The following is a 20,312-nucleotide window of genomic DNA, read 5'->3' as shown; positions in this document are numbered from 1 at the left end:
CAAGAATCGGGATTGCTCGCGCTGACTCGGGGCGCCCGCCCTCTCTGCGTTCCTTTGGCATAAACATCTCGCGTGGCTAAGCTGCAGGCTCTGCATTTCTTTCCCGCCAATAGGTGGGGAATGCCCCAATGGCCGCGAATTTCCCACAGAAACGGGGTTCCGCACCTTGGGCAGCAGAACATCAACGCCCAGAACATGTAGGCAATCGCACCAACCACTGCCGACGCAGCCGCTATACCTTCTGGAAGCTTCAACGATTCAACAAGTACAGGTACGCCACACAAAAGCGCGATCCCTTACAAGTAAAAATACTATCATGCCGAAATGTTATTTAGACTTTCCCACCGAAAAAACTAGCCTCGCCGGGGTTCGATAAACCGCCATATCGCATGGCAAAATTCATCTCTTTCGAGCACGAATCGACACTGGCCGATCATCTCCGGAAATTCCATGCATTCACTCGCCAATACCAGGAACGCCATACAGCTCAAGGCCGACCATGAGTGACAAGCCCGCTTTCGCCGCCGACGCGCCCCTGGCAAGCCCCGCTACGGCGTTTCGTACGATGGCGCTGGCGTGCCTGATCGTCTTCATGACGCAAATGGCAACGACGGTTTATTTGCCGTCCTTGCCCATTGTCATGCGCGAACTGAATATGACTCAGGGTACCGCCGAGCTGTCCATTTCCTCCTATGTGATCGGCGCGGCACTGCCTGTTCTGTTTTGGGGCGCCGCCGCGGAACGCTGGGGCAGGCGCGGCCCTTTGCTGATTTCCTTGCTGCTGTTCGTGACCAGCAGCATGCTGCTCGCAAGCTGCAGATCCGCGCCGGCGCTGCTGGTGTTGCGCGCCATTCAGGGCATCGCGGGCGGTGGTGCGGCGATCATCGCCAGAATCATCGTGCGGGACAACTGGCATGGCGACGAACTGGCGCGACGGCTCTCCGTGCTGTCGATCGCCTTCATCACGGCACTGGGCGGTGGCCAGTTCATCGGCGGGCTGATCGGTCAGTACAGCCATTGGCACGCCGGTTTCGTGCTGATGGCCGTCACGGCCGCGCTGGCGATCAGCCTGTCATATTCGGTGCCTTTGAAGGCGGGACGGCGCACCGCCGTCACGTCGGGCATGGCCGGCACCTACTGGGCCATGCTGCGGCGCCAAGGGTTCCTGTGGCCCGCCTGCGCGGGCGGGTTGGGATTCGCCACGACCGTAACCTTGCAGGAAGTAAGTCCGTTCGTGTTCCAGGAACATTTTCGGCTCGCGGTGACAAGCTTCGGCAGTATAGGGCTGCTGCTCGGCGTCGCCTATTTCAGCGGCGCGATGCTCGTCAATCGCATTGTGAGCCGACTTGGCGGCGTGCGGCTGATGCATGCCGGCGCAGCGCTGATCGCGCTGGCCACCACGCTGATGCTGGCGTGCTGGCTGGGCGGCCTGCTGAACCATTTCGCCGGACTGTGGATTTTCATCGCGCTGTATTGCCTGACGACCTTTGGCCAGGCGGTGTTGTTTCCCAACAGCATGGCGACCGCCGTCAGCGATGCTCGGGACTACGGCGCGCACGCGATGGCCTTGTGTGGCTTCCTGCAGCAAGGACTGGCGGGCATCGCCGCGACTGCCGCGGTGCTGTTGCATCATGACGGCGCGTGGACCGTCGCCGTGTTCGTGCTCGGTGCACTGACCTTGCTTCAGGTGAAGTTGAAAGTAACGGTCAGACCGCCTTGACGCGTGGGCGCAAATCGTTGCATGAGCACGTTTCCTGTCTCTCAGGCGACTATGACGAGTTTCCTGCAGGGCTTGACGCGGATAACAACCTCAGTTGACGATATCACGCGGAATTAACCGCCATCGTCAAGGAGGGGATATGAAGAAACGAATGCTGGCCGTCGGCATCCTGGCAATCTGTGCGTCGGCAGCCCACGCTGCCGGGACCGTCGAAAGTCTGCCGTCAGGCGTGAAAGTGGAAATCACGCAGGAGGGAACCGGCGCCCACCCGAGCGCGGCCGACGTAGTCAAGGTCCGCTACCGGGGTACCCTTGCCGACGGAACGGAGTTCGACAACTCGGCCAAGCACGGCGACGTGGCCACGTTCCCGCTCAATCGGGTTATTCCGTGCTGGACCCAAGGCGTGCAAAAGCTGCGGGTCGGCGGAAAGGCGAAGCTCACCTGCCCGCCGGACACGGCATATGGAAGCCGGACCGTCGGTCCGATTCCGCCGAACAGCACGCTGAACTTCGAAGTGGAACTCGTCGACATCGTGAAGTAATGCGCAGCCGCACGGTCGCCAACATGTTGGAACGAGATGCGCGAACTGTGTGACCTCCGCCCCCGCATTTGCGGGGGTTTTTGTTGGCAGGCCCGGCTGCCCGCATTTTCATCGACCAGTTGATATCAAGGGATTGGCATCCCTGGTTTATAACGTTTTCAAGCCTCCCGATTCAATTGGCGTTTTAAAAACCTGCTTTCTTCATACCAGCGTCGATTCGCAATGCACGGATTAGACAATGGTAAGTTGATTTCAAATAAATAACGGGTTGCGGTTCGACAAACGCTGTTCTACGCTTTCTCTACCAGCCCAAATAGATGTCGTTACTCACCTTATCGTGAGCGTTAGTGGTGTCCGGGGACAGCGCAGTAGTCAACCAAGACGAATCGGCGACCATGGACACTTGCACACGACACCCATTCCCGATCCTTTGCCAGTAGCGCCCAAACGCACCCATCCGGTGCGCGCACGCGTTTACCTCTTCGTTTGCTGAAATTCGGAGAGCGCCGACGCGTGTCAACGCTCGCCCGTTCGCCCTACCCGGGCGATTGCGGGCCGGGTGCGCCGTTGCCATCGGAAGTCGTCGAGCCTCCTGGAAGGAGCTTTCGTGAACAAGAACACGTATCTCCTGATCGATTTCCTCGTGGTGTTGGTCACCGCCATCGTGCTCGCGTTCGCGCTGCTCGCGCACTGCGCGTTCCCCCAAGATTGAAAATCGCAGATGGAGGTGTCAAGTGGACAAAGTCCAACTCCTTGGCGGGCGACGTCGCGCCATGCAGTTCGCATGTTCAACGATCGCGTGCCTGTCCTGCGGCTTTGCGTCTGCACCGTTGCGCGCGCAATCAACTACCACCCGCTTGTCATTCATCAGGGCAATAGACCGCGAACGGTTCGCCGTTTCATCTGATTTGATAAGCACCTTTCGATTCTCGGCGCAAGGCGGCAACGGCACGGACACGCCACGCGGAAAGGTAGCGAGTTTTTGACATCCGGGGAAAAAGGTCAATCACTTTTGTGACCAACGTCAGCAGGCAGCTTCGCACGAGTCATCAGGAGGCAGCATCATGAAAGCACGCACAGTTGCATTGGCAATCGCGCTGTTATGCGCCAATCCCATCCCCCATGCTCAAGCATTCGACAACCGCATCTACGCGCCGAATGAGCTTATTCTAGGCATGACTTATGGCGACTGGACAGCCGCTTGGTGGCAATTCTATTTTCAAATCCCCAACGTCAACAACAGTCACCCGTTCGTGGCCACCGCGGATAACACCTGCAATAACGGAAACCAGCCGGCCGGGCCCGTTTTCTTCCTGACGGGTGTTAGCTTGCAAGCGCCGCAACCGCAAGTCGTTCGCAGTTGCACAGTGCCAGCGGGAAGCCCGATTCTATTTCCCATCGCCAATCAAGAATGGTCCAACCTGGAGCTTCAAAATTTCAGCGGTGCCGACCTCCGTGCTGCACTGCTCCAGCTAGTCCCGCTGCCAACCAATGCGAAAAAGGCGCTGCCGAAATTAAGCGATTTAACCGTCTCACTCGATGGCGTGAACATCAACTTTTTGAGCGAATTTCACTTCCAATCGCCGGTATTCTTTTTCACGGCACCCTCGCAAATCAAAGATTTCATTTTTTATTCCGGCTTCTCGACCAGCGGCCCAGTGATTTCCGTGTCGGATGGCTATTGGATTGCAATTAAGCCATTGCCTGCTGGCCAGCATACGCTGAGTTTTTCTGCCACTCTTCCCGGAATCATCAATATCAACATGCTCTACCACCTCAACGTCCAATAGAGCTGAGAGGAGATCGCAGCACGGAACGGTACTTCAGGTGAGGTTGCAGCGGCGCTGTAGCCTTACCCGAGCCGTACGCCTTGGCAAACCTCATATGGACTATCGGGGCATGGCGTGCGACTCGCACGCCCTTTAACGGAAATCCTTCGAGCTGCGAGCCGACCGCTCTGTCGGGAGCTGCAGCCTTAGTCGATTGTTCATTGGAGTTCGATATGATCCGGAATGCAAAGTATCAGCGACTCACGCTCGCCATTGGAAAGGTCGGCATTCTCTTGCGTGCCGCAAGCCTCGAATCTGCCCTTCGCATCCTGGCAGTCCTCATGCTCACGCTGGCCTCGACTGCTCAGGACGCCGTCGCTCAGTCACAACACATATATGTCGTCAATGCCCGTTCGAACACGGTATCTGTTCTCGACAGGTATACCAATAACTTGTTGACCACCATTGCCGTCGGGCCGATTCCGGTTGCGATCGCCGTCGCACAGCCAGCGGCGCGCGCCTATGTTGCCAATAGCGGATCGAACACCGTGTCCGTCATCGACACAGCACACGACACCTTGGTCGCCACAGTTCAGGTGGGCTCGAGTCCCGTGAGCATTCTCGCCGGCGCGAGACAAGTGTATGTTGCGAACGCTCGTTCCAACTCCGTGTCCGTTATCGACACAATCACGCAGGTCGTGGTCGCCACCGTGCCGGTCGGTCCATTTCCGAACAAGCTCACCTACTCGGCGGACGGGTTAAATATCTGGGTGACAAATGCGGGCGACCACTCGGTGTCCGTCATTGACCCTGGCTCCAATACCGTGGTGGCCACAGTCCAGGTGGGAGCGAATCCGTTCGATATCGCCGCGCCCGAACCCGCTCCGTCGTGCACGGACCAGAAGGTGGACGGGTTTGAGACCGATGTCGATTGTGGCGGGCCGGTCTGCCCGAAGTGCAGCGTGGGCCTGCGTTGCTTGACAAACTCTGACTGCACGAGCAACTACTGCAATACCACCTCAACCATGGGTGGCCCGCCCCCATTCACGTGCCAGCCTCATCCTTGATCGGGACTCAGTGGACGTCCTCCTCGCTCGAAGGAACGCGGGACCTGGCACGCTGCCAGGCCCCTCCCAGCTTATCCGCCACCAGTGCTTCAATCCTCTTCGTAGTTGAGCGTCGCAGGGTTGCTCCTTCTGAAGATCGGGTACCACGGCTGTTGCAGCGTTCCGCCGGACGCGTTGGCCGGCACGATCACGTCGCATGCCTTGGTCGTGGGATTGCAGCGCCGCAGCTCGCCGGTCGTCTGGCGTTCATTGCCATTGATGGGAATGTACAGATAGCCGCCCGGCCCGAAAATGATGGCCTGCGCATACGCCCTGTTGGTGTGCGGTTTTGACAATACGAGTTCGTCAAGAAGCGCGCCGGTTTTGCCGTCGAGCTTGAGGATCTTGTCCGTATCGCCGGCATCGCTCAGATTGCGAAAGCTGGTGACCCACAGGTTACCTGCGCTGTCGAAAACCAATCCCTCAGGCCGGTGCAAATCCGGGATGCTCTTATAGGACGCGAATATGTCGACGAATGCATTGGTGTGTGGGTCGAAACGCAAGACGTAGCCGATGAGCGGTGTGTTCGGGTCGGTTGCAACCGGGCATCCCCTCGCCGAAACATACAGCAGCCCGTCGGGCCCGAAGACGACGCCGCGTGGATAGAACGCCGGCGCGAAATGATCCCGGTCGAGATTGCCCAGAAACGCACCGGTATCGCTGTATCTCTTGACGTCGCCCTGATTCGCACAGGTTTTGCCCCGTGTGCCGTCATCCGCGACGTAGAAGGCGCGTTCCGGTCCACCGCGCACGATGCCGCGCGGCGCGTAGGGTGCATTCAGGTCGCTCGAGGCGACCAGCTTTCGGATAAAGTTTCCGGTCGTGCCGTCAAAGCGCAGAAGCTCGCCGGGAGGAGCGTCAGTTGTTGGACTGGTGCTCACGTTCTGGTTGACGACTACGAGCTCTCCGTCGGTAAAAATCATCCCTCTCGGCCCGGTCAGCCCGCCGGCCCCTGAAGCGACGAATGCACCGAGCGCTATCCCGCTGGCGGAATCGAACTGTTTGACGGAATTGTCCCCGCCATCGCCGACGAACAGCGTCGGCGACGCCTGGGCAATCGACCAGGCGCTCAACCCTAACGCGGCAGACAGCAGCAGGGATCGCAACACATGCGGATAACGTTTCATCGGTACTTCTCCTGGTGGGAAAGGCGATGCGTTGTTGAGATGACGGCATTGCGTGGCGTGGCGTGGTCAAGGCGAACCTCGGTGGTTACGAACGCTCGCCCCAATTGCGACCGTGCGCGATGCCGTCAGTACGTACCTCTCGCGACGACTCGCTGGTCCAGCAGACGGCCGCCGGACCTGACCGGATATGTTCCGGGCGCCGAGACGTTGGTCACGCTCACACGTGCGGTTTCGCCGGCCATCACGCCGAACATGCCGAACAGCCCCGCGTCGAAATCGGCCCATGCCGCAAGCGGGACAGCAGCGGTTGCCGATACACTCAGGAAACCGAACATAAAATGCTCTTTCTTGTTCATGACGATTCCTCCCTGGCGGCTCGATAGTCAGCATCGGAACGGTCTACCGATGCTGACCAAATGAATGTCTTCAAAACCCAGGCGGGCAGCACGTCACGCACGAGCGCCGACGCACGCGAGTACTCTCCGCACGTCAGAAAGCGAAGAGGCAAACGCGTGCACGCACCGAATGGGGGCGTTTGGGCGCTACTGGCAAAGGTTCGGGAATGGGTGTCGTGTGCGAGTGTCCATGGCCGCTGATTTGTCTTGGTTGACTACTGCGCTGTCCCCGGACACCACTAACGCTCACGAGAAGGTGAGTAACGACATCTATTTGGGTTGGTAGAGAAAGCGTAGAACAGCGTTTGTCGAACTGCAACCCGTTATTTATTTGAAATCAACTTACCATTGTCCAGCCAGAACATCGTGGCCAGGCGCTTGCACGAAGGGAGCAAGCCTTTAAAACAAAAACCGAATTAAAACACCGACCAACGCCGCTCTTTAAAGGTGGAATTTTCTGATTCAGCTTCCCGCCATGCATGACTCGAATCTTTTTCTGTTTCTGTTTGAAGCGCGAACGCATTTCTCCATCAACGGAACTGATCAAGTTCAGAAGACTCGGGTTCGAACAGCGTTGATGCATCGGCGGATTGGGTCATGCGTGTCGGCTCCGGATCTTCGCGGGAATCAGAAATACAGAGCGGCGCGCGCCGGAACCCTCTCCGGTCGCGCCGCTCAGGTCGCACTCACGCGGGTCGGAAGCGACCACCGCAACGAATCAGCGCAAGCTAACCCAGCAATCCATCGCTAGCCAGAACATGCTGCACCGACGGCCTCGCCCGAACCCGTTCGTACCACGCCCCAAGATGCACATAGGCGCCGAGATCGATGTCTGCGTTATAAACCGAGCGCATCCACGCCGCCTTCCCCCACCCGGTCAGCGCGAACAGATAAGCATCGGCGATGCCGAACGCGTCTCCCATCAAGAACGTCCTGTCGGCCAGTTGCCGGTCGATCCACGCGTACCGGCTTTCGAGCTTCGCTCGCGCCGGCTCGACATACTTGCCGGCCTGCACCGCATAAAGCAACGGAATGAACCCCTTGTGAATTTCCGCCGTCAGGAAATTGAGCCACTCCATCAGCCGATAGCGTTCGAGCGTGCCGTGCGCCGGCACGAGTCCCGCTTCGGGCCGCCGGTCGGCCAGATACTGCGCGATCACCGGGCCCTCCCGCAGGCGCGTGCCGTCGTCCAGTTCGAGCAGCGGCACATAACCGAGTTCGGCGACGTCGTAATAGCTTCGCCCGTCTTCGAGCAGGTGCTTGCGCGCATCGACCTTGACGACGTCCGCGTCCATGTCCAGTTCGCGCAGCACGATGTGGATCGCCTGCGAACAGCTTCCAGGGGCGTGATAGAGCTTCATGTGTTTCCTTAGGGTTTCGAGGTCCGTGTATCGATTCGTCGCGACGCGGGCGCTAATATCACGCATCGAAGCCCGAAAGAGAAGACGGCAGTAGTTTGTGCCGTAGTCACAAAAACGTTACCAACCCAGCCTGAACGAATGAAAACGAGTGCGACCGGATGTTCCGTGGAAGAAGCGATGCGCCTGCTCGGCGGACGCTGGCGGCTGTTGCTGGTGTCGTACCTGCTGGACGGGCCGAAGCGCTTCAGCGACCTGCGCCGCGACGTGCCGGGCATCTCGCAGCGGATGCTGACGCTCGACCTGCGTGCGCTCGAAGAAGCCGGACTCATCCGGCGAACGGTTTACCCGGAAGTGCCGGTCAAGGTCGAATACGACCTGACCGACGACGGCAACCGGCTGCGACCTGTCGTCGACGTGATGCGCGATTTCGGGCTCTGGCTGAAGGCGCGCGATGCCGAAGCGGCCTGCGCGGATATGCGTTGACGGCAACCGCGGATCGCGCTCGCGAACGACACGCGTTACGGGCTCGTCGCGACCGTCGTCACGCGCGATGCGCAGATGGCGCAGCGATACCGGTCGCTTGCGGCGACTTTCCGAGGGCGCCGGATCAGAGCCGCTCGAGAACCTCGAGAAAGAGCAACACGGCGATCAGGACGCCGATCCATCTTACGGTCAGTCTGAGGTTATAGAGCCTGAGCCCCAGCGAGTTCACGGCATCCGCAACGAGCTTCGCCGTCGTGGGATTCTCGTCGCCATCGCTCGCCGCGGCGCCACGCAACGAAGTCGTCGCAAAATCGATTCGCAGATGGGTGACATAGCCCGTCGCAATGTTCGGCCATTCGACCGTGTCGCCGCTGTCGTCGGGCCGGAGGAACAGGCTGGGCTGACGTGCGGGGTTCGCCGCCGCGCTTTCCGCCAGATACAGGTGCCGCATGGCCAGACCCAGCTCTACCCCGCCAAGCTGGCCATCCGCGATTGCCTTTGCAAGCACCTGCAGGCACGCGTCGGGAACGTGGCACGCGAGCCACCACTTGTCGGGCTCGTCGCTCTCGCTGTCGGCGCGATTGAAGCCGAGTCGGGCGCTACCGAGCGCCACATCGGACAGCGAGGTACCCAGTTCGTCTTCCAGCGCACGCAGCCCCAGCCGATCTGCGTTGCTGACGTCGCGCGCCTCGAACGACACCTGAAGCGTGCGCGTCGTGTGTTGATCGTCGCCAATGATCGACAGGTCGTGGCCGTCAAAATTTGCGACGCCGTGCAGCGACGTGGAAAGTGTCGGCTGCCTGTCTGCGCCCAAAGGCTCGACGAGCTGTTGCACCACCTGAAGCTGCTCCAGCTTCAACCACATCGACATCGCGGGGTAATACGTCCGCTTCTCGTTATCGGCCCCGACATGTTCAACGGCGCGATCCGTCCGCTCAACGAGATTCGTCGCGACTTTTCTTTCCACGAATTCCATGACACGCCCCCCCGCCGTTGCCGACGACGTCAGGCCCCTCACCAGTGCAACGTGAAGAACGTCAGTGTCGTCAGTCCGACCGCATGACCGAAGTATCTGAAGTTTCGCACTTCCCTGCGGTTGATGAATACGCGGCTTTGTACTGATTCGGGCGTTCGTCAGATCATTACGGATAGCGTACAAATCGGCTATCCAATTCCGACCCTTTTCGGTGTCTATGTCGAAGCTCCACCGCGAGCACGGTCTGCCGCGCGCGTCCCTGTTCAGGTGCCGGTCGACGTGTACTTGCGCACCCCCAGCCGCCACGCCGCAAAGGAGATCGCCAGGAACACGAATGCGACCGCCGGCGCCAGCGGCAGGAACCAGTCCGGCGCACCGAGCGGGTCCGGCTTGCCGAGGATCGCGAGCACCGGAAAGTACGCGACGCAGGCGATCGGCACGATGAATATCAGGAAGCTGCGGAGCCAGCCCGCGTAAAGGCTGAGCGGAAACTGCGCCGCCTGCACGCCACCATACGTGACAACGTTCACCACTTCGAGACTCTCGACCGTCCAGAACGCAAGCGTCGCCTGCAGGACCATCAGGCCAAAGAACAGCGCGACGCCACCGGCGATCGTCCACAACGCGAGCCCGGCAGAGATGGCGTTCCACTGGAAATCGAGTGCCCGGCTGCCGACCACCACCACGACGATCCCCTGCATCAGCCGTCCGATCACGCGCAGCCTGAAGTCGTGGCCGACGAGTTGCAGCGTGGCCGTGCGCGGGCGCAGCAGCACGCGGTCGAAGTCGCCGGTGCGGATGAACTGGCTGCCGAACACGTCGAAGCCGCGGCTGAAGAAATCGGCGATCGCAAAGCTGATGCTGACGATGCCGAAGAACATGCAGATATCGCCGAAGCGCCAGCCCTGCACGTCACCGAAGCGATCGAACAGCGCCCAGATTCCCGCGAGCTCGATGATGGTCGTCAGGAACGTGCCGGCGCCGAGCAGCAGGCTCGATGCCGGATATTGAAGCTGCGCGCGGACCGACATGGCGAAGTAGCGCGACAGCAGACGTGCGGTGTTCATGGCCTCAGCCTCCCTGCACTTCGAGCCGGGTCATCACGCTGTCGATGCCTTTGCGGCCCAGCACGACGAACACGACGATCCAGAACGCCTGCAACGCCAGTCCGATGCATGCGGCGGTGCCGCTGAGCGTGCCGATGTAGATGCGCGACGGGATGTCGAGCATGCCGGCGAACGGCTGGGCGATCAGCAGCGGCTGGATCCGGTCGGGAAAGAAGCCCAGTGGAATCAGGTTGCCCGAGAACAGGATCACGAACGCCGGTGCGAACGTGTTGATTCCGCGGTCGGTCAGCGTCGCGGCGATGCACAGATTGAGCAACATCACGAACGCCGCTGCAAGCACGATCAACAGCAGCAGCGACACGGCGAACAGCGCGGCTTGCGTCGCATCGGCCGGCGGACGCCACGCCCATTCGCCGAGGCCGACCAACGGCAGAACGATCGCGGCCGCGACGAACATCAGCGCGACGCGCGGCAACGCTCGCGCGCTCAGCCACGCCACCGCCCGGACGAGCCACCACGCGTACGTATCGACGGGGCGCAGCCGGTCGAAGCTCACCGCGCCGGTCCGCACGGCCGCCGCGATGTCCGGGTCACCGCTCCAGGGTTGCAGCGAGAACAGCGCCTGCGCGAGCCACGTGTAGGTGATCGCCTGCTCGAGCGTCATCGGTATCTGCGCATGCGCCGAGTGACGATAGAAGGCCGCGAACACCATGACCTTGAGCGCGCCCCACCAGCACTGGGTCGTGAAACCGGCCCACGCGGCCGCGCGGTACTGCAGCATGGTCTTGAAACGGGCGGCGAACGCCGCGGCATAGGGACGAAAGGCGTTCATCGGGTCACGCCTCGGTTGCGCCATGCAGATGGTAGAAGCGGGCGATGACTTCCTCGATCGCCGGCTGCTCGACGCGGATGTCCTCCACCGCATGTTCGGCCGCGATGCGCGCGATGATCGCCGGCGCGCCGACGACGCGCGGATCGAATGCGAGCTCGGCCGTGCGGCCGTCGCGCCTCAGCAACTGCGTGCCGTCGATGTCGAGCGCGGGCGCGTCGCCTGCGAAATCCACCAACAGGCGGCGGTCGGACAGCACGCCGGCGCGCAGCGCGTCGAACGGCTGGTCGGCCAGCACGCGGCCGTGACCGATCACGATCACGCGCTGCGCGAGCGCCTCGATGTCATGCATGTCGTGCGTGGTCAGCACCACGGTGACGCCGCGCGCGCGGTTCAGTTCCTTGACGAATTCGCGCACGGCCAGCTTCGACGGCGCGTCGAGGCCGATCGTCGGTTCGTCGAGGAAGAGGATCGACGGCGCGTGCAGCAGCGCCGCCGCGATCTCGGCCCGCATCCGCTGCCCGAGCGAAAGCTGGCGCACCGGCTGATCGAGCAGGCGCTCCAGCCGCAGCATCGCGACCAGCTCGTCGAGCGTACGGCGGTAGGCCCCGTGGTCCACACGATAGATGTCGCGGAGCAGGTCGAAGCCGTCGATGACAGGCAAATCCCACCACAACTGGCTACGTTGGCCGAACACCGCGCCGATGCGCGCGACGTGGGCGATACGGTTGTCGAACGGCACGCGGCCTTCGATCACGACCTTGCCGGCCGTCGGGCGCAGAATGCCGGAGAGGATCTTGATGGTCGTGGACTTGCCCGCCCCGTTGGGGCCGATGAAACCGAGCAGTTCGCCGCGCCGCAGGCTGAACGTGACGTCCTTGAGCGCTTCGACTTCGCGCCAGCGACGGCGGAACACGCTGAGCATGCCCGGTTGCCGTTCTGCGATGCGGTAGGTTTTGGCCAAACCTTCGACCACGATCTGGGACATGCCATCCTCGCTGAGTCGTTGACGCTCGCCCGTTGCCGCCAGGCAAGCCGCGTCGATTGGAAGGCGCGGGATGTTACCACGAGCGGATTTTCGGAGTGCCGGGAGTCGCCATCAATCTGACTGCCGGTGCTGCGCGCGTCTATTCCGCGCGCACGCTCGACGCATTCGACAATGCCTGATCAACGACAAAGCACCGGCAACGACGCAAGCCGCCCGTCAATCCCGCCCTGTCGCCTTGCCGCGTCGCGCGCCACGGCGCGGCGCGGCCGCGCCAACCTCTCCCGCGACGGGCGAACACGCGCGGACGATCGTTTCCACCAGCGCATCCAGCTCCTGCTGCCTGTCGTCCTCGGTCACGTCGAACAATTCGAACACGCCGAGGCCGCGAAGCGTCGAGAACACCGACGCGGTGAATCCCTTCGGGTACGGATGGTGTTTATCGAGCTCCGGAAACGCATCGAGAAACATCGCGAAGAATTTCCTGTCCTCGTTGACGCGCTTCGCATCGATGCGGCCGAAGATTGACGGCGTGGCCTTGCAGCCGAAGAACAGGCTCCAGGCGGTCAGGTAGCTCGTCGCACCGAAGATGTTCGTCCACGCCCGCGTGACGAAGATTTCGGCGCGCTCGCGCAGCGGCAGCGCGGCGTCTGGCCATACGCCGTCGAGCTCACCGAGCGGCGAGATGGCCTCGTCGACCAGCCGCTCCATCAACGCATCGCGGCTCTCGAAGTGATGCTGGAGCGCGCCGAGGGAAACATTCGCGCCGCGCGCGATCGCCTGTAGCGTCGCGCTTTTGAACCCCTCCTCGCGCAGCAGGCGCTGGGCCGATTCGATGATCTTTCGTTGCGTCGCTTCGATGCGTTCGCTTTGTGTTGTCCGGGCGCGGGCCGGCGAGGGAGTCGTCGTCATGGAAGTTCGTCTGGTTCGTCGCACCGAAACAATAATAAATACTTCCGGATAGCTGGCAAGCCCCGGGCGTCCGGTCGATCGGGATCAGTACAATCACTAACAATAATAAATTATTGTTGTTGTATAGTTCGAATGCCCGCCGCGCTTCGTCGCGGATCCACACTGAAACTGGCCCCGATATGTCTCGTCCGATTACCCGCCTTCCCGGCGACGACCGCACCAACGGCTGGAGCGCGTTGCTCCCCGCACGCCAGCCGCAGCCGCCGCTCGACGGAGACCACGTGTTCGACTGGGTAGTCGTCGGCGCGGGTTATGCCGGTATCGCCGCGTCGCGCCGGCTCGCCGAACTGCGGCCGCGGGACTCGATCGCGCTCGTGGAGAGCGGTGTGGTCGGCGAGAACGCGTCGGGGCGCAATTCCGGCTTCGCGATCGATCTGCCGCACGTCCCGTCGACGACACCCACGTCGGTCGAGCAAGGGCGCCGCGCCATTCGCGTTGGCCGAACTCGAGCGCCTCATCGCGCGGCATCAGATCGCCTGCGACTGGCAGCGACGCGGACGCTATCACGCGGCGGTGACCGCGAACGTCGCCGCCGCCGAGCTCGACACGTACACGGCCAATCTGCAAGCGTGGGGCGAAGATTTCGAGCGTCTCACGCGCGACGACCTCGAAGCCCGCCTGGGCACGCGCTATTACCACTCGGCCATTTACACGCCGGGCACTTGCCTGATGAATCCCGCTGCGCTCGTGCGCGGCCTTGCCGATTGCCTGCCGCCCTCGGTGCGGCTCTTCGAAAATTCCGCCGTGATCGAGGTCGAATTCGACGGGCCCGCGCCGTACGTGCGCACGTCCGCGGGCCGCATTCGCTTCGGCAAGCTCATTCTCGCGGTCAATCCGTTTTCGCAATCGTTCGGCGTGTTCCAGGCGCGGCAGATTCCGATGCTGCTGTTCGCGAGCCTGACGAAACCGCTGACGCCCGATCAGCTGGCGAAGCTCGGCACCGATCGCAACTGGGGCATCACGCCGGCGCATGGCGTGGCCGGATCGACGCTCCGGCTGACCGCCGACAAGCGGTTGCTCATTCGCCAGGGGTTCGACTACTCGCCGTCGCTGCGCAGCGACGATGCGCAACGCGATGCCGCGCGCGCGATGCATGCCGATCTGCTCGCGCGGCGCTTCGGGCATCTCGGCGTGCTGGAGATCGAGCACTTCTGGATGGGATGGCTCGCGGTTTCCCGCAATCACGCGCCCGCGTTCGGCCAGGTCGGTGACAAAGTCCATGCGGTCTCGTGCTGCAACGGCTCGGGCATCGTGCGGCACACCGCGGCCGGCATGCTGATCGCGGAGCTCGCGCTCGGCGAGCGCGGCGAACTCACCGACGACTTTCTGATTCAGGGCACGGCCAGTTACATCCCGCCGCGCCCGCTTCGCGATATCGGCGTGCATCTCGCGCTGATGCGCACGCGGGCCTCGGGCAGACACGAGGTATAGCGCGGGTCTGGCATCCCGCATCCATCCATATCGGCATAGACAGGAGACGAGACAATGCGGTCCATTCGACTGATCAACGGTGAGGCGATCCGGACGGCGGATCGGGGCGGCGCGGCCGGCGGCATCGCCGAAATCGCGTGGGCGATTCCGGACGACGAAGGCGCAGCATTGCCTTGCGGTTTCGGGCGATTGCACGAGGCCGTGTGCGAACCCAAGACACTGACCTATGACGAGGTGATCCTCGTTCTCGAGGGCGTGTTCGGTGTCGAGGCGAGCGACGGCACGCGCATCGAGGGCAGGCCCGGCGATGTGATCGAAATCGTGAAGGGTGCGACCGTGAAGTACTTCGGAACGCACGCGAAGCTGTTCTTCGTGACTCACTGACGACCGGAGCGCGCCCGTCATGCATACCGATTCCCCCCACGGACACCTCGAGCGCAGGCTCAAGAACCGTCACATCCAGCTGATCGCGCTCGGCGGCACGATCGGCACCGGGCTCTTTCTCGGCTCCGCCGGCGTGCTCGAACTGGCCGGCCCGTCGATGCTGCTCGGCTATGCGCTGGTCGGGCTCGTCGCGTTCCTCATCATGCGCTTCCTCGGCGAGATGCTCGTCGAGGAGCCGATCGCCGGGTCGTTCAGCCACTTCGCGCATCGCTATGGCTCGCGTTTCGCGGGTTTTCTCGCGGGCTGGAACTGCGTCGCGCTGTACGTGCTGGTCGGAATGCTCGAACTGACCGCGGTCGGCAAGTTCATCCAGTTCTGGTGGCCGCAGGTTCCGACGTGGCTCACGGCGCTCGTCTGCTTCGTGATCATCAACGGCGTAAATTTCATCAACGTGAAGATCTACGGCGAAGTCGAGTTCTGGTTCGCGCTGGTCAAGATCGTCGCGGTGCTGGCGATGATCGTCGCTGGCGTATTCCTGTTGACGAGCGCGGACCGGCCCGGGGAATCGATCAGCAACCTGTGGTCGCACGGCGGATTCTTTCCGCACGGCATTTCCGGGTTGGTGATGGCGATGGCCTTCATCATGTTTTCGTTCGGCGGCGTGGAAATGCTCGGCTTTACGGCGGCGGAAGCCGACCAGCCGCGCCGGGTGATTCCGAAGGCGATCAACCAGCTGATTTTCCGCGTGCTGGTGTTCTATATCGGTTCGATGGCGGTACTGCTCGCGCTCGCGCCGTGGGATCAACTGCTCGCGCAGCTCAAGAGCGGCGGCGGCACCTACAGCCACAGCCCGTTCGTGCTCGTGTTCTCGGGCATCGGCGAAAGCATGGCCGCGAACGTGCTCAACGTGGTGATCGTGTCGGCGACGCTTTCCGTCTACAACAGCATGGTCTATTGCAACAGCCGGCTGCTCTACGGCATGGCGATTGAAGGCAACGCGCCCAGGTCGCTGATGCAGGTGAACCGGCGCGGCGTGCCGGTGCGCGCGATCGTCTATCCGGGGATGCTGACCGCGCTCTGCATCGTGCTCAATTACGTCGCGCCGGCGAGCGTCATCGAAATGCTGATGTCGTTGATCGTGGCCGCGCTCGTCATCACGTGGGTGACGATCATCGTCACGCATCTGCGCTTTCGCCGATCATGCGCGGCGAGCGGCACGAAGCCCGGCTTTCCCGCACCCTTCGCGCCATACAGCAACTACGCGTGCCTCGCGTTCATGGTTCTGATCGTGGCCGTCATGTTGCTCACGCCGACGATACGCACTTCCGCGCTCGCCATTCCGGTGTGGATCGCTGTGGTGTATGCGACCTATCGGGGTGTCAATGCGCGTCGCGCGGGGTCTGCGATGGTTCAGCCTTGAGCAGGATCGAGGCGCCAGGCCGCTCGCGCAGGACCGCGTTCAGGCTTCCGGTGTGCGAACGCGTTGTCGTTGCGAGTGCAGCAGGCGCTTCTCGCCGGCTTCAATTATTCGCGATCGTCGCGTCGTTGCCGCCCCTCCCCGTCACCAGGCAGCCCGACATGAACGCCTCGCTCTGACTGCTGGCTGCAGCATCGTCGAAGCCCCGGCCGAGCGCGTCGTACTTCACGCGCTCCGCGCCCTGTGCGCAGGCCTGCGGGCTGGCGTCGCGACCCTGCGCATGCAACAGCGCGCGATCGGCAACGAGATACGCCAGCAACGCGATAACAGCAATATGGACAGCTCTTCTCATGGTTTGTCTCCTCGCCGTCCAAGCGTAACGCGGACACGTTTCGTGCGGCACTCGGGGCTTCCCCGGTAATCATCTGCGGAAACAGCGGCCCGGCGGGCCGCTCCTGACGCGGTTTTTGTGCGTCGCACATAAACGCTTGCATCCAGCCGGTCACGATCGTCGCGCGTGATTGAAGACTCGTTTGCGGCGTCGCAACATTCATTGCGCCGCCCGTGACGTTTGCTCGATCCCTTAAACTGCAAGCCCACACCGCCAGGACAAGCTCACCGTGCGCCATTTCCGCCCGCCCTCCAGGATCCTCGACCACGTCGCTCGTTGCACGCACGCGTTGCTCGCATTCGCGGCTTTGAGCGTCTGCGCGACTGCGCACGGCAGCGGTGCCGAAGCGGCGGATGATCCATGCGCGAAGGTCGACGCCGGATACGCGCTGGACGACAGCGTGCGCGGCGCGTTTGGTTCTCCCCCTTCCGTGAACGCCTGCATCGACGTGCTGCGTGCGCAGCACGACGGGCCGCGCCGCTTGCGCATCTTCGTCGACGGCAAACGGGTGGTGTCGAACGATGCCATCGCAATGGGACCGGACGAAGGCGGCGCGATGGGCGATCCGTATCAATCGCTCGAGGTCAGCCGTGGTTCGCTGGTCGTCGGGAACGCAGGCGGTGGCGGCCCGATGCGCTGGAACGAAACCTGGCATCTGACGATACGCAATGGCCAGTGGATCATTGCAGGATGGGACTTCGATGGTTGGGACTGGCATCGCGCCGCAGATGGCGGCGGCGAATTCCACACGAGCGTCAATGCGCTGACTGGAGACGTGACCGACAGCTACGCTTCGCTCGTCGACGATAACAACGACAACGACGACACACCCCCGAAGCACACGACGCACCGCGCGTGCAAGTTGCCGCCCGGATGGCGCAGCCCGGCGATTGCGCAGGTCGCGGCGATCCGCGATCGAAGCTGGCGTTGCGATGCGAAGCTCGCGAAACCGATACGCAGCGGGAAGTGACGCGGCCAGTGTTTGCGGTGAAGACCGGCGGCCTGAACGCGCAGCCCCCTGCGCTTGCACAGGCGGGGCTGCGTGGTTGCCTTCCGTTTCTGTTTCGGCCTACGAAGACGATCGCGGCGGACAGGTGTCCATCGCGCTCAACAACGCACCGCGGAACGCGGTCATTTCGTCCGCGGTGCCGATCGACACGCGAAGATAGCCTTGCGGCCCCGCCTCCCGAATCAGGACGCCGCTGCGCAACAGTTCGGTCCATATCCGGTGCCGGTCTTCAAACCGGCCGAACATCACGAAATTGGCATCCGAGTCCGGTACATCGAAGCCGAGGTCGCGAAGCCAGGACACGGTGCGATCGCGCTCCGCTTTCAGGAGCTCGACCTGGGACAGCATCTCATCGCGGCAATCGAGCGCCACGGAGGCTGCCGCTTGCGTGAAGACGGACAGGTGGTAAGGCAGTCGAACGAGCTTGATCGCGTCGACGACGGCCGCCGCACACGCACAGTAACCGACCCGTCCGCCAGCAAACTTGAACGCCTTGCTCAACGTGCGTGTGACGATCAGGCGTTGACTGCCAGGCAGCAGGGTCACCGCGCTCGCTACGCCATGACGCCGGAATTCCGCGTATGCCTCATCCACGATCACCATGCCCGGTGCAACGCCGAGAATCGCCTGGATATCCGAAAGCGCAAGCGCAGTGCCGGTCGGGTTGTTCGGCGAAGTCAGGAAAACCACGTCCGGCTGCAATGCCTGGATCGTCGAAACGGCGAGATCGCGGTCCAGTTCGAACGTCTCTGTACGCGGGAACGTGTGCAATCGGGTGAACGTGGTCCGGCAGTACTCGTCGTACATCGGATACGCCGGCGTCGAGGCCAACGCCGTACGCCCCGGACCGCCGAATACCTGGAGTATCTGCTGGAGCACTTCGTTCGAGCCATTGCCGGCCCATACGTTGCCGGCATCGACGATCACGCCGGTATCGTGCGCGAGATAGTCGGCCAGACGGGCTCTCAGCCCGGTCGCGTCACGATCGGGGTATCGATTCGCATGCATCGCGACTTCGGACAGCGTCTGGGCGATGCGGTCCGCCAACGATTGCGACGGCCGATACGGATTTTCGTTGACGTTCAGGCGCACCGGAACATCGAACTGAGGCGCGCCGTAGGCGCGCAGCGACTTGAGGTCCTCGCGAATAGGCAAGTCGGCAATGGAAATGTCGTCCCAGGCTTGTTGCATCCGGCCACTCCTTGTGTTGAAGGCAAGTTGGTGCTGCGCATTCCAAGGGGACCTTCGGCTTCGACCTTTTTCCGATTGCACACGGGAGCAAAACAAAAAAGGCGCCGAAGCGCCTTGGTCGTTTTGTCGGTGAGTAAAGCGGACCGATCAGTGAAACGGATGTAACGAACCACGGCGCGATGGAGAGCGGCCGTGATGATGGTGCTGCGTGGAAGTGATGGTGCGGAAATTCATGTGGCCATGATCGCATGCCCTCGAGCGAATGGGAAGCCCGCGAAACAGCGACCGCGCGTCGCCGTGGATCGCGGTTTGCTCAGACGCCCGTCACAGCTCCTTCACCATGAACACCCGCGCGGCCCCGGCCGGCTCGCACGGTACTTCGCCAAACACGCGATAGCCGTGCTTCTCGTAGAACGCGGGCGCCTGGAACGTGATCGTGTAAAGCACGGCGCGCGCGCAGCCGCGCTGCTTCGCTTCCGCTTCGGCCGCGTGCAGCAGCTTGCTGCCGAGGCCGTCCTTGCGCAGCGATTCGGGCACGTACAGCAGGTCGATGAAGAACAGCCCCAGCGACGTGCGGCCGACCAGTCCGCCGAGGACGTCGCCGGTCGCCGGGTCGGTCACGTACACGTCGAGCGCCGTGCTGTCGTACTCGCCGACCACCGTGTCGTTGAATTCCTTGAGCTTGTTGCCGATGAAGTCTCGTGCCGCCGGCTGGCCGACGGCGGTCAACCGGATCTCGATGTCTGAATGAGCAGTCATGTAAGTGCGCAGGGCAGTGACAGAATGTCGGGCCGGCCGATCCGGCCCGTCCGGAAAGCTGACCGGCCATTCTGCCACGGCGTCGTTGCGACGACTACGCCCGCAACGCATGCGTCGACGCGGCTTCGAGCCACGTCAGATCCATCATCTGGTATGCGTGCCAAGACGCGAGAGGCGGGAGGCGCGCGCGTTCAGTCAGTTGTACCCAAGAATCGCGACCGTCGCGACATCCGGCCGATCGATCGCGCTGCCGACGAGCGACACCGTCGGCTCCTGCAGCACGGCCTGATACGACGACACGCGCGCGACTTCCGCGTCGCCTGCGTCATCGCTCATCGGCTCCGCATAGTCGTCCATGCTGACGAAGAATCCGGGTTGCATCTGCGAAAAAGTCATCTC

At 62.3% G+C, this 20,312-nt stretch carries 21 protein-coding genes; 9 read left to right on the top strand and 12 right to left on the bottom strand.

Annotation, left to right across the window (positions count from 1 at the left end):
- Positions 1 to 499 precede the first annotated feature (499 nt).
- The 4 genes from G3N94_RS07585 (at position 500) to G3N94_RS07570 (ending at position 5,097) form a co-directional block, all read left to right on the top strand.
- The gene (locus G3N94_RS07585; RefSeq protein ID WP_241021669.1) at positions 500 to 1,720 is read left to right on the top strand and encodes an MFS transporter; all 1,221 of its coding nucleotides are present in this window, start codon (positions 500 to 502) and stop codon (positions 1,718 to 1,720) included.
- Between the two features lie 139 nt (positions 1,721 to 1,859).
- Positions 1,860 to 2,261, top strand: coding sequence for an FKBP-type peptidyl-prolyl cis-trans isomerase (locus tag G3N94_RS07580; protein ID WP_241021668.1), 402 nt, complete (start codon positions 1,860 to 1,862; stop codon positions 2,259 to 2,261).
- A gap of 1,064 nt (positions 2,262 to 3,325) precedes the next feature.
- Positions 3,326 to 4,051 (top strand): hypothetical protein, encoded by a 726-nt coding sequence (locus G3N94_RS07575; protein WP_205791631.1) that lies wholly within the window; start codon positions 3,326 to 3,328, stop codon positions 4,049 to 4,051.
- A 212-nt stretch (positions 4,052 to 4,263) separates the two neighbouring features.
- Positions 4,264 to 5,097: a YncE family protein gene (locus G3N94_RS07570; RefSeq protein WP_205791630.1), complete on the top strand. Its 834-nt coding sequence runs from the start codon at positions 4,264 to 4,266 to the stop codon at positions 5,095 to 5,097.
- Positions 5,098 to 5,186: 89 nt separating this feature from the next.
- On the opposite strand, the gene G3N94_RS07565 is transcribed toward G3N94_RS07570, so the two are convergent.
- The 3 genes from G3N94_RS07565 to G3N94_RS07555 form a co-directional block, all read right to left on the bottom strand.
- Positions 5,187 to 6,263, bottom strand: coding sequence for a hypothetical protein (locus G3N94_RS07565; protein WP_205791627.1), 1,077 nt, complete (start codon positions 6,261 to 6,263; stop codon positions 5,187 to 5,189).
- 125 nt (positions 6,264 to 6,388) lie between these two features.
- Positions 6,389 to 6,619, bottom strand: coding sequence for a hypothetical protein (locus tag G3N94_RS07560; protein ID WP_205791625.1), 231 nt, complete (start codon positions 6,617 to 6,619; stop codon positions 6,389 to 6,391).
- Between the two features lie 767 nt (positions 6,620 to 7,386).
- Positions 7,387 to 8,019 carry a glutathione binding-like protein gene (locus G3N94_RS07555; RefSeq protein WP_205791623.1) on the bottom strand — a complete coding sequence of 211 codons (633 nt, stop codon included), beginning with the start codon at positions 8,017 to 8,019 and terminating at the stop codon, positions 7,387 to 7,389.
- A 138-nt stretch (positions 8,020 to 8,157) separates the two neighbouring features.
- Between G3N94_RS07555 and G3N94_RS07550 the strand changes: the two genes are divergently transcribed.
- Positions 8,158 to 8,502 (top strand): helix-turn-helix domain-containing protein, encoded by a 345-nt coding sequence (locus G3N94_RS07550; protein ID WP_205791621.1) that lies wholly within the window; start codon positions 8,158 to 8,160, stop codon positions 8,500 to 8,502.
- 124 nt (positions 8,503 to 8,626) lie between these two features.
- Here the strand turns inward: G3N94_RS07550 and G3N94_RS07545 are convergent, their stop codons facing one another.
- From G3N94_RS07545 to G3N94_RS07525, 5 genes are all read right to left on the bottom strand, one after another.
- Entirely contained in the window at positions 8,627 to 9,478 is an 852-nt protein-coding gene (locus tag G3N94_RS07545) for a hypothetical protein (RefSeq protein ID WP_205791619.1), read from the bottom strand.
- A 263-nt stretch (positions 9,479 to 9,741) separates the two neighbouring features.
- Entirely contained in the window at positions 9,742 to 10,545 is an 804-nt protein-coding gene (locus tag G3N94_RS07540; RefSeq protein ID WP_205791617.1) for an ABC-2 family transporter protein, read from the bottom strand.
- A 4-nt stretch (positions 10,546 to 10,549) separates the two neighbouring features.
- Entirely contained in the window at positions 10,550 to 11,377 is an 828-nt protein-coding gene (locus tag G3N94_RS07535) for an ABC-2 family transporter protein (RefSeq protein WP_205791615.1), read from the bottom strand.
- Positions 11,378 to 11,381: 4 nt separating this feature from the next.
- A complete protein-coding gene (locus G3N94_RS07530; protein WP_205791613.1) occupies positions 11,382 to 12,362 on the bottom strand; it encodes an ATP-binding cassette domain-containing protein in 981 nt (326 codons plus the stop codon).
- A gap of 216 nt (positions 12,363 to 12,578) precedes the next feature.
- A complete protein-coding gene (locus G3N94_RS07525; RefSeq protein ID WP_205791611.1) occupies positions 12,579 to 13,271 on the bottom strand; it encodes a TetR/AcrR family transcriptional regulator in 693 nt (230 codons plus the stop codon).
- 312 nt (positions 13,272 to 13,583) lie between these two features.
- On the opposite strand from G3N94_RS07525, the gene G3N94_RS07520 reads away from it, so the two are divergent.
- Genes G3N94_RS07520 through G3N94_RS07510 form a run of 3 tightly spaced genes read left to right on the top strand, consistent with a single transcriptional unit; the run spans position 13,584 to position 16,566 of the window.
- Positions 13,584 to 14,762 (top strand): FAD-binding oxidoreductase, encoded by a 1,179-nt coding sequence (locus G3N94_RS07520; protein WP_241021667.1) that lies wholly within the window; start codon positions 13,584 to 13,586, stop codon positions 14,760 to 14,762.
- 54 nt (positions 14,763 to 14,816) lie between these two features.
- Complete coding sequence (locus tag G3N94_RS07515; RefSeq protein WP_205791608.1) at positions 14,817 to 15,146, top strand: hypothetical protein; 330 nt, start codon at positions 14,817 to 14,819, stop codon at positions 15,144 to 15,146.
- 19 nt (positions 15,147 to 15,165) lie between these two features.
- Positions 15,166 to 16,566, top strand: coding sequence for an amino acid permease (locus tag G3N94_RS07510; RefSeq protein ID WP_205791607.1), 1,401 nt, complete (start codon positions 15,166 to 15,168; stop codon positions 16,564 to 16,566).
- A gap of 100 nt (positions 16,567 to 16,666) precedes the next feature.
- On the opposite strand, the gene G3N94_RS07505 is transcribed toward G3N94_RS07510, so the two are convergent.
- Positions 16,667 to 16,915 (bottom strand): adhesin, encoded by a 249-nt coding sequence (locus tag G3N94_RS07505; protein ID WP_205791606.1) that lies wholly within the window; start codon positions 16,913 to 16,915, stop codon positions 16,667 to 16,669.
- A gap of 268 nt (positions 16,916 to 17,183) precedes the next feature.
- Between G3N94_RS07505 and G3N94_RS07500 the strand changes: the two genes are divergently transcribed.
- On the top strand, positions 17,184 to 17,924 hold the full coding sequence (locus G3N94_RS07500; RefSeq protein WP_205791605.1) for a hypothetical protein: 741 nt from the start codon (positions 17,184 to 17,186) through the stop codon (positions 17,922 to 17,924).
- A 99-nt stretch (positions 17,925 to 18,023) separates the two neighbouring features.
- On the opposite strand, the gene G3N94_RS07495 is transcribed toward G3N94_RS07500, so the two are convergent.
- The 3 genes from G3N94_RS07495 to G3N94_RS07485 all read right to left on the bottom strand — a co-directional run bounded on the left by G3N94_RS07495 (position 18,024) and on the right by G3N94_RS07485 (position 20,309).
- Complete coding sequence (locus tag G3N94_RS07495; RefSeq protein WP_346778666.1) at positions 18,024 to 19,235, bottom strand: histidinol-phosphate transaminase; 1,212 nt, start codon at positions 19,233 to 19,235, stop codon at positions 18,024 to 18,026.
- A gap of 243 nt (positions 19,236 to 19,478) precedes the next feature.
- Positions 19,479 to 19,913, bottom strand: a complete 435-nt coding sequence (locus tag G3N94_RS07490; RefSeq protein WP_205791604.1) for a GNAT family N-acetyltransferase — start codon at positions 19,911 to 19,913, stop codon at positions 19,479 to 19,481.
- 195 nt (positions 19,914 to 20,108) lie between these two features.
- Positions 20,109 to 20,309, bottom strand: a complete 201-nt coding sequence (locus G3N94_RS07485) for a hypothetical protein (RefSeq protein ID WP_205791603.1) — start codon at positions 20,307 to 20,309, stop codon at positions 20,109 to 20,111.
- Between the last annotated feature and the right edge of the window lie 3 nt (positions 20,310 to 20,312).

Origin of the sequence: Burkholderia sp. Ac-20353 (assembly GCF_017104785.1) — a bacterium.
Classification (GTDB): Bacteria; Pseudomonadota; Gammaproteobacteria; order Burkholderiales; family Burkholderiaceae; genus Burkholderia.
This window is presented reverse-complemented; position numbering and strand designations above follow the sequence as displayed.